Source organism: Streptomyces tricolor, assembly GCF_002155905.1.
GTDB lineage: Bacteria > Actinomycetota > Actinomycetes > Streptomycetales > Streptomycetaceae > Streptomyces > Streptomyces tricolor.
In genome coordinates, this window is record NZ_MUMF01000087.1 from 1 (window position 1) to 9377 (window position 9377).

Genomic DNA, 9377 nt, shown 5'->3' on the forward strand with positions numbered 1-9377 from the left:
GCACCCTGCCCAGTCACGGGCCCCGCCTCCCCCTGGACCGGGTGGACGGCGGCTACACCGTCACGGACCCCCGGTCCCACCGCACCTGGCACTTCGCCGACCATGGACCCGGCCTCGCGGTCCTGGAACAGATGGACGACCGCAACGGCAACTGNNGGCTACCGCCTGCGGATCGACAGTGCCGACGGGCGGGTCACCGGCCTGTACCTGACCGGCGCAGGCGAGGACGGATCCGATCTGCGGCTGGTCCGGTACGGGTACACGCAGGGCGATCTCACCGAGGTCCGCAACTCCTCCGGCCTGCCCCTCCGGTTCACCTACGACGAGCGGGGACGCGTCACCTCCTGGACGGACACCAACGGGCACGCGTACACGTACGCGTACGACGACAGGGACCGGTGCATCGCGCAGGGCGGCACAGAAGGGCATATGAGCCTGCGGCTGTCCTACGGCGAAAGAGACCCGGACACCGGGCTGCGGACCACGGAGGCGGTCAACGGCGAGGGCGCCGTACGCCGGTACGCCGTCAACGACCTGCACCAGATCGTCGCCATGGTGGACCCGGCGGGGCACACCCGGCGCTTCACCCACGACCGGTTCCACCGCCTGCTGTCCGAGACGGACGCCGTCGGCCGTACGACGTCCCGCCGGTACGACGCCCTGGGGAACGTGACGGAGATCGTCCGTCCGGACGGCCGGCGCACGACGCTTGCCTACGACGCCCGCGGACTGCTCACGCGTATCGTGCGCCCGGACGGAAGCACGCTCCGCCAGGAGTTCGACGCCCGCGGGAACCTGACCTCGGTGGCCGATTCAGCCGGCGGTCGGACGTTCTTCACGTACGACGAGCGCGGCCATGTGTCCACGATGCGCGACCAGTACGGCCGGGTGACCGCCATCCGCTGCGACGCGGCCGGTCTGCCCGCCGAGGTGCGTGACCACGCGGGCAACGTCATGCGGTACCGGCGAGACGCCTTCGGCCGCGTGACCGCCGTCACGGATCCCTTCGGTGCGACGGGTGAGATGGAATGGTCCGTCGAGGGCCATGTCACGCGCCGACGGAATCCGGACGGGACCGAGGAATCGTGGACGTACGACGGTGAGGGGAACTGCCTCACCCACACGAACACGGTCGGCGGTGTCACCCGCTTCGAGTACGGCCCGTTCGACCTGCTGACCGCGCGCGTCGAACCCGACGGTTCCCGCTACGCGTTCGCGTACGACAACGAACTCCGCCTGACCCGGGTGACCAACCCCCAGGGGCAGGTGTGGAGTTACGAGTACGACGCCGTGGGACGGCTGAGCACGGAAACCGACTTCGGCGGGCGGGTCATCCGGTATGCGTACAACGCGGCCGGCGACTTGGTCTCCCGCACGAACGCCCTCGGACAGGTCGTCTCCTACGAACACAACGAACTGGGGCAGATCGTCCGCAAGAGCGTCGACGGGGAGGTGATGACGTACACCTACGACTTCACCGACGAGATCGCCCACGCCGGCAACGGCCACGCGGAACTCACCCTCCTCCGTGACCGGCACGGACGCCTGGTCTCCGAGCGGATCAACGACCGGGAAGTGGCCTACCGCTACGACGCGTTCGGCAACCTGACCGCCCGCACGACACCGTCGGGCGCTGTCAGCACCTGGGAGTACGACGCCGCCGGAAGGCCCTGCCGGCTCACGGCCGACGGTCGCGTCATCGCGCTGGAGTACGACCGGACCGGCCGCGAAGTCAGCCGTCGGTTCGGCGAGTCCCTGACCGTCTCCCGGTCGTTCGACGCGATGAACCGGCTGGTCTCCCAGGCCGTGGACCATTCTCGCCGGCGTATCCAGGCGCGGACCTATGCCTACCGCGCGGACGGCAGCCTGACCAAGGTCGAAGACCAGCTGAACGGCGTCCGGCACTACGACCTCGACCTGGCGGGCAGGACCACCCGGGTCAGCGGGGACAGGTGGGCGGAGTCCTACGCGTACGACCGGCTCGGCAACCAGACCGCCGCCGACTGGCCCGCACGACAGTTCGGCGACGACGGGTGCGGCGAACGCGCCTACCAGGGCGCCGACCTCGTCCGCGCCGGCCGGATCCGCTACGAGCGGGACGCCGCCGGACGCGTGGTGCTGCGCCAGAGGACCCGGCTCTCCCGAAAGCCGGACACATGGCGTTACAGCTGGGACGCGGAGGACCGGCTCACCCAGGTCGTCACTCCCGACGGCACGGTATGGCGGTACCAGTACGACGCTCTGGGCAGGCGCATCGGCAAGCAGCGCCTCGCCGAGAACGGTGTCGACGTGCTGGAGCAGGTGGACTTCACCTGGGACGGCACCTCGCTCTGCGAGCAGACGACCAGCTGGGCGGACTCAGCCGACTCGGTGACCCTGACGTGGCACCTCAACGGCGTCGAAGCGGTCGCGCAGAGCGAGCGCCGGACCATGGCCACGACCTCGCAGGAAGAGATAGACGCCCGCTTCTTCGCCATCGTGTCCGACCTCTCGGGTGCTCCGTGTGAGCTGATCGACGAGTCCGGCGACATCGCCTGGCGCGCCCGGTCCACGAACTGGGGGAAGCTGTCGTGGTCGGTTCGGAGCCACGCCTACACTCCGCTGCGTTTCCCGGGACAGTACTTCGACCCCGAGACGGGCCTCCACTACAACTACCTCAGGTACTACGACCCCGAAGTCGGCCAGTACACCAGCCAGGACCCCCTCGGCCTGGCTCCGGCGGCCAACCCCGTCGGCTACGTGGACCGCCCCTCCGTCTCCTGCGACCCCCTCGGCCTGGCCCCCCAGAAGTCACCGATCCCTCCGAAGCCGTACGAGACGCCCCACTATCCGGATCTGCCCAAGCATTTCAACCCCGAGGGCGGCAACACGAACTGTACCTATGTCGCCGACGCTTTCGAGCAGTACATGCGGGGCAACGGGATCAAACCCGTACCCGGATACATGGGAGGATTGCAGTCCCTGGAACGCCTGGAGAACGTGTACGGCGCGAGCTTCAAGGAAACGGATTTCTGGGGCATGGTCGACCATGTCAGAAACGCTGGACACGGCGCCCGCGGTATCGTCGCGGCGAATCCGGGTGGCGGCATGCCAGGTCACGTATTCAATATCATGAATGATCAGAACCGGGTACTCTTCATCGACGCACAGACCGGGTTCGTCGACCCCACCTACTTCCAGACATTCAAGCTGATGAGGACGAACTGATGTACACGATCGAGCAGGCAGAGCGGATTGCGGCGGATTACGTCAAGCAGCTGACCGCCGACTGGGACAACGAGGTCGCCCTGTTCCCGGACGACGAGTACAAGGCACAGAAGGGCGAGTTCTTCTATTTCGCCTTCCAGTCTGCGAAGTATGTCGAGACCAGGGACGACAAGTATTTCCTTTATGGACCCTGCCAGATTTCCGTGCACAGCGAAACCGGAGAATGCCGGCTGCTCAGCATCCAGGAATCGTACGAAATCGACCCCTTCAACGCGCGCTAGCCGGCACCGCCGGTCAGGTCACCGCAACACCATCCCCGCCCCCTCCACCACCTCCTCCGAAGGCACCGTCACCAGGCCCATCTCCGCGTTCGATGCCAGCAGTCGGTGGGTGGGGAGGATGCGGACCGTGTAGCCGTAGGGGCCGGTGCGGTCCAGGGAGAGGGGGCCCTCGTAGAGGAGGCGGCCCTCCAGGTCGGGGGTGCCCGTCGGCTTCAGGGGGACCACCGTCGCGTCGGTGATGCGGTCCTCCGCGTCCACCCGGCCCGAGACCGCCTGGACCTCCACGTCGTCCGGGGTCAGTGTGCCGAGGGCCACCCGGACCCGCAGGCCCACCGTCGTGCCCAGTTCCGCCGTGGGCGTCGTCGCCGTCGTCTCGACGTGGTCGACGCTCACGCCGGGCCAGGCCGCCCGCACCCGGGTCTTCCACGCGGCCAGGTCCCGCGCGGTGTCCGGGGTCAGCGCGCGGTGGGTCTGCGCGGCGGGGGCGTACAGGCGGTCGACGTACTCGCGGACCATGCGGCCGGCCAGCACCTTCGGGCCGAGCAGGGAGAGGGTCTGGCGGACCATCGCGATCCAGCGGTCGGGCAGGCCGGCCCGGCCGCGCTCGTAGAAGCGCGGTGCGACCCGCTGTTCGAGCAGGTCGTACAGGGCCGCGGCCTCGATGTCGTCCCGCCGGTCGGGGTCGGTGCCGACGCCGTCCGCCGTCGGGATGGCCCAGCCGAAGTCCGGCTGGAACCATTCGTCCCACCAGCCGTCCAGGACCGAGAGGTTCAGGCAGCCGTTCAGCGCCGCCTTCATGCCGCTGGTGCCGCACGCCTCCAGAGGCCGCAGCGGGTTGTTCAGCCAGACGTCGCAGCCCGGGTAGAGCTTCTGCGCCATCGCCATGCCGTAGTCGGGCAGGAAGACGATCCGGTGCCGGATCCGGGGGTCGTCGGCGAACCGGACCAGTTCCTGGACCAGGCGCTTGCCGCCGTCGTCCGCCGGGTGCGCCTTGCCCGCGACCACGATCTGGACCGGGCGCTCGGGGTGCAGGAGCAGTTCCGTCAGGCGGTCGCGGTCGCGCAGCATCAGCGTCAGGCGCTTGTAGGAGGGCACCCGGCGCGCGAAGCCGATGGTCAGGACGTCCGGGTCCAGGACGTCGTCGATCCAGCCCAGCTCGGCGTTCCCGGCCCCGCGTTGCCGCCACGACACGCGCAGCCGCTCCCGCACCTCCAGCACCAGCTGTTCGCGCAGGGTGCGGCGCAGTTCCCAGATCTCCTGGTCCGGGATGTCCGCGACCGAGTCCCAGCGCTCGGAGCCGCCGACGGCCAGCGCGTCCTCGGCCCGCTGGGCGCCGATCTGCCGGGCGCCGAGCCGCAGCACCTCCGGCGCCACCCAGGTCGGCGCGTGCACCCCGTTGGTCACGGAGGTGATCGGCACCTCCTCGGGGTCGAATCCCGGCCAGAGTCCGGCGAACATGCTCCGGCTGACCTGTCCGTGCAGCAGCGACACCCCGTTGGCGCGCTGGGCCAGCCGGAGCCCCATCACCGCCATGTTGAACAGGTTCGGCTCGCCGCCCGGGTAGGTCTCCATGCCGAGCGCCAGGACGCGCTGCACGTCGATGCCGGGGAGTTCGGCGTCCGCCCCGAAGTGCCGGCCGACCAGTTCCCGGTCGAAGCGGTCGATGCCGGCCGGGACGGGGGTGTGGGTGGTGAACACCGTGCCGCCGCGCACCGCCTCCAGGGCGGCGTCGAAGTCCAGCCCGCCGGCGCACAGTTCGGCGATCCGTTCCAGGCCGAGGAAGCCCGCGTGCCCCTCGTTGGTGTGGAACACCTCCGGCTCCGGGTGCCCGGTGAGCCGGCAGTACGTCCGTACGGCCCGCACCCCTCCTATCCCGAGCAGCATCTCCTGGAGCAGCCGGTGCTCGCTGCCGCCGCCGTAGAGCCGGTCGGTCACCCCGCGTTCGCCGAGATCGTTCTCCTCCACGTCCGAGTCGAGCAGCAGCAGCGGCACCCGGCCGACCTGCGCCAGCCAGATCCGGGCGCGCAGTTCCTTGCCGCCGGGCAGGGCGAGGGTGACCTGTGCCGGCGTGCCGTCGGGCTCCTTCAGCTGGGTCAGCGGCAGCTCGTTCGGGTCGAGCACCGGGTAGTGCTCCTGCTGCCAGCCGTCCCGGGACAGGGTCTGCCGGAAGTACCCGTGCCGGTAGAGGAGACCGACACCGATCAGGGGTACGCCGAGGTCGCTGGCGGCCTTGAGGTGGTCGCCGGCGAGGATGCCGAGGCCGCCGGAGTACTGCGGGAGCGCGGCGGTGATGCCGAACTCGGGCGAGAAGTAGGCGACGGCGCCGGGCAGGCCGCCGGCCTGCTCCTGGTACCAGCGGTCGCCGGTCAGATAGTCGTCGAGGTCGTCGGCGGCGGCGGTGAGGCGGCGCAGGAACCGCCGGTCCCCGGCCAGCTCGGCCAGCCGGGCCGGCCGCACACTGCCGAGCAGCCGCACCGGGTCGCCCCCGGAGCCGGCCCAGGCCTCGGGACAGACGGACTGGAACAGGTCGCGCGTTTCCGCATGCCAGGACCAGCGCAGATTCCGCGCCAGGTCGCTCAGCGGCCGGAGGGGGTCGGGGAGCACGGGACGGACGGTGAACCGACGGATCGCCTTCACATTCCACCTCGGGACGCGTCGCGGGGTGAGACGCACGGCGGTGTGCGTCTCGTCGTCGCCTTCGACGGTAGTGGTTACCGCGCGGTCGGTGGGGACGTACCCGTCGGGGGTGTCGGGGCGTCAGGGGCGCGTCTGCGGGCACTCGCAGAAAAGGGACCCGGTCTTGTGTGTGGACGTACGCGTGAGTAGTTAACAGAGTGCCGGATTGCCCACCCGAAGCGGGTGGGAAGGCTCCTCCGGTACGACCCCACAGGCGCACCACAGCACGTCCGCAGGACCCACCTCCCCATATCCATCCGCCCACCTCCATGTTGAAGCGGACAGGAGCGGTCATGCCCGCCATGCACCATTCGTCAGCACCTCCGACAAGCAGCAGGACCACGGCAGCAGGAAAGAAGACGACGGGGAGGAAAGGCGCGGCGCCGGCCGGTGCGGCCGGTCCGTCCGTCGCCGGCCGCCGGTCCTCCCCGGACGCGGTCACCACTCTGGGCCGCATCCCCGTCCTGGACGTCCGCCCCGTCGTGCAGCACGGCCGCAGGCCCGCCAAGGCCGTGACCGGGGAGTCCTTCGAGGTGTCGGCCACCGTGTTCCGGGAGGGCCACGACGCCGTCGCGGCGAACGTGGTGCTCAGGGACCCGGCGGGCCGGGCCGGACCCTGGACGCCGATGCGGGAACTCGCCCCGGGCACCGACCGCTGGGGCGCCACCGTCACCGCGGGCGAACCGGGCCGCTGGACCTACACGGTGGAGGCCTGGTCGGACCCGCTCGCCACCTGGCGGCAGCACGCCCGGATCAAGATCCCGGCCGGCATCGACACCGAGCTGGTGCTGGCGGAGGGCGCGCTGCTGTACGAGCGGGCCGCCGCCGGAGTCCCGAAGGCGCACCGGCGGCCCGTGCTGGACGCGGTGGCGGCCCTGCGGGACGAGAGCCGCCCGGCCGCCTGGCGGCTGGCGGCGGCACTGGCGCCGGACGTACGGGCGCCGCTGGACCGTTATCCGCTGCGGGAGCTGGTCACCGCCTCGGACCCGATGCCGCTGCTGGTGGAGCGCGAACGCGCCCTGTACGGCTCGTGGTACGAGTTCTTCCCCCGCTCCGAGGGCACCCCCGAGCAGCCGCACGGCACGTTCCGCACGGCCGCCCGCCGGCTGGGGCCGATCGCGGAGATGGGCTTCGACGTCGTCTACCTGCCGCCCGTCCACCCCATCGGCACGACCTTCCGCAAGGGCCGCAACAACAGCCTCACCGCCGGCCCGGACGACGTCGGCGTGCCCTGGGCGATCGGTTCCCCCGAGGGCGGCCACGACGCCGTGCACCCCGACCTCGGCACCATCGAGGACTTCGACTTCTTCGTGGGGGAAGCGGCGAAGCTGGGGCTGGAGGTGGCGCTGGACTTCGCGTTGCAGTGCTCGCCCGACCATCCCTGGGTGCAGAAGCACCCCGAGTGGTTCCGGCACCGTCCGGACGGCAGCATCGCGTACGCCGAGAACCCGCCGAAGAAGTACCAGGACATCTACCCCATCGCCTTCGACGCCGACATGGACGGCCTGGTCGCGGAGACCGTCCGGATCCTGCGGCACTGGATGGGCCATGGCGTCCGCATCTTCCGGGTGGACAACCCGCACACCAAGCCGGTGGTGTTCTGGGAGCGGGTCATCGGCGAGATCAACCGCACCGACCCGGACGTGATCTTCCTGGCCGAGGCGTTCACCCGGCCCGCGATGATGCACACGCTGGCGCAGATCGGGTTCCAGCAGTCGTACACGTACTTCACCTGGCGCAACAGCAAGCAGGAGCTGACCGAGTACCTGACCGAGCTGTCGGGCGAGGCGGCGGCCTACATGCGGCCGAACTTCTTCGCCAACACCCCCGACATCCTGCACGCCTACCTCCAGCACGGCGGGCGGCCCGCGTTCGAGGTGCGGGCCGTGCTCGCCGCCACCCTCTCCCCCGCCTGGGGCATCTACAGCGGCTACGAGCTGTGCGAGAACACCCCGCTCCGGGAGGGGTCCGAGGAGTACCTGGACTCGGAGAAGTACCAGCTCCGGCCCCGCGACTGGGAGGCCGCCGAGCGGGCGGGCCGGACCATCGCACCGCTCATCACGAAACTCAACACGATCCGACGCAACAGCCCGGCCCTGCGGCAGCTACGGAACCTGCACTTCCATCACGCCGACAAGGACGCGGTGATCGCCTACTCGAAGCGGAGCGGGACGAACACGGTTCTCGTTGTCGCCAACCTCGATCCGCACCACACCCAGGAGGCCACGGTCTCGTTGGACATGCCGCAACTCGGCCTGGACTGGCACGAGTCCGTGCCGGTGCGCGACGAGCTCACCGGCGAGACCTACTACTGGGGCAGGGCCAACTATGTGCGCCTCGAACCGGGTCATAGGCCCGCGCATGTCTTCACCGTCCTGCGACCGTCCACCCCGCAGATCGGAGGGTCACCCACAATATGATCGTCAATGAGCCCGTTCCGGACACCTTCGAGGACACTCCCGCCAAGGACCGGGACCCGGAGTGGTTCAAGCGCGCCGTCTTCTACGAGGTCCTGGTCCGCTCCTTCCAGGACAGCAACGGCGACGGCGTCGGCGACCTGAAGGGCCTGACCGCCAAGCTCGACTATCTGCAGTGGCTCGGCGTGGACTGCCTGTGGCTGCCGCCGTTCTTCAAGTCACCCCTCAGGGACGGCGGGTACGACGTCTCCGACTACACCGCCGTCCTCCCGGAGTTCGGTGACCTCGCCGACTTCGTGGAGTTCGTGGACGCCGCCCACCAGCGCGGCATGCGCGTCATCATCGACTTCGTCATGAACCACACCAGCGACCAGCACCCGTGGTTCCAGGAGTCGAGGCGGGACCCGGACGGTCCGTACGGGGACTACTACGTCTGGGCCGACGACGACAAGCAGTACCAGGACGCCCGCATCATCTTCGTCGACACCGAGGTCTCGAACTGGACGTACGACCCGGTACGCAAGCAGTACTACTGGCATCGCTTCTTCTCGCACCAGCCGGATCTGAACTACGAGAACCCGGCGGTGCAGGAGGAGATGATCTCCGCGCTGAAGTTCTGGCTGGATCTCGGCATCGACGGGTTCCGGCTGGACGCGGTGCCGTACCTGTACCAGCAGGAGGGCACCAACTGCGAGAACCTGCCGGCGACCCACGAGTTCCTGCGGCGGGTGCGCCGGGAGATCGACGCCCAGTACCCCGACAAGGTGCTCCTCGCCGAGGCCAACCAGTGGCCCGA

The 9377-nt window shown here is 69.7% G+C and carries 5 protein-coding genes; 4 read left to right on the forward strand and 1 reads right to left on the reverse strand.

Annotation, left to right across the window (positions count from 1 at the left end; genetic code table 11):
* The first annotated feature begins 2430 nt into the window (after positions 1-2430).
* A complete protein-coding gene (locus tag CCN44_RS48015; RefSeq protein WP_462509647.1) occupies positions 2431-3207 on the forward strand; it encodes an RHS repeat-associated core domain-containing protein in 777 nt (258 codons plus the stop codon).
* Positions 3207-3488, forward strand: coding sequence for a hypothetical protein (locus CCN44_RS07410; RefSeq protein ID WP_059252675.1), 282 nt, complete (start codon positions 3207-3209; stop codon positions 3486-3488). The genes CCN44_RS48015 and CCN44_RS07410 overlap by 1 nt, the downstream gene beginning before the upstream one ends.
* Before the next feature lie 18 nt (positions 3489-3506).
* Here CCN44_RS07410 and CCN44_RS07415 read toward each other — a convergent pair whose 3' ends face one another.
* Complete coding sequence (locus CCN44_RS07415; RefSeq protein WP_059252674.1) at positions 3507-6125, reverse strand: glycosyltransferase family 1 protein; 2619 nt, start codon at positions 6123-6125, stop codon at positions 3507-3509.
* A gap of 332 nt (positions 6126-6457) precedes the next feature.
* On the opposite strand from CCN44_RS07415, the gene CCN44_RS07420 reads away from it, so the two are divergent.
* A complete protein-coding gene (locus CCN44_RS07420) occupies positions 6458-8584 on the forward strand; it encodes an alpha-1,4-glucan--maltose-1-phosphate maltosyltransferase (RefSeq protein ID WP_167403950.1) in 2127 nt (708 codons plus the stop codon).
* A partial coding sequence (locus CCN44_RS07425) for an alpha-amylase family glycosyl hydrolase (protein ID WP_244203896.1) occupies positions 8581-9377 on the forward strand: 797 nt, incomplete at its 3' end. The genes CCN44_RS07420 and CCN44_RS07425, both read left to right, overlap by 4 nt.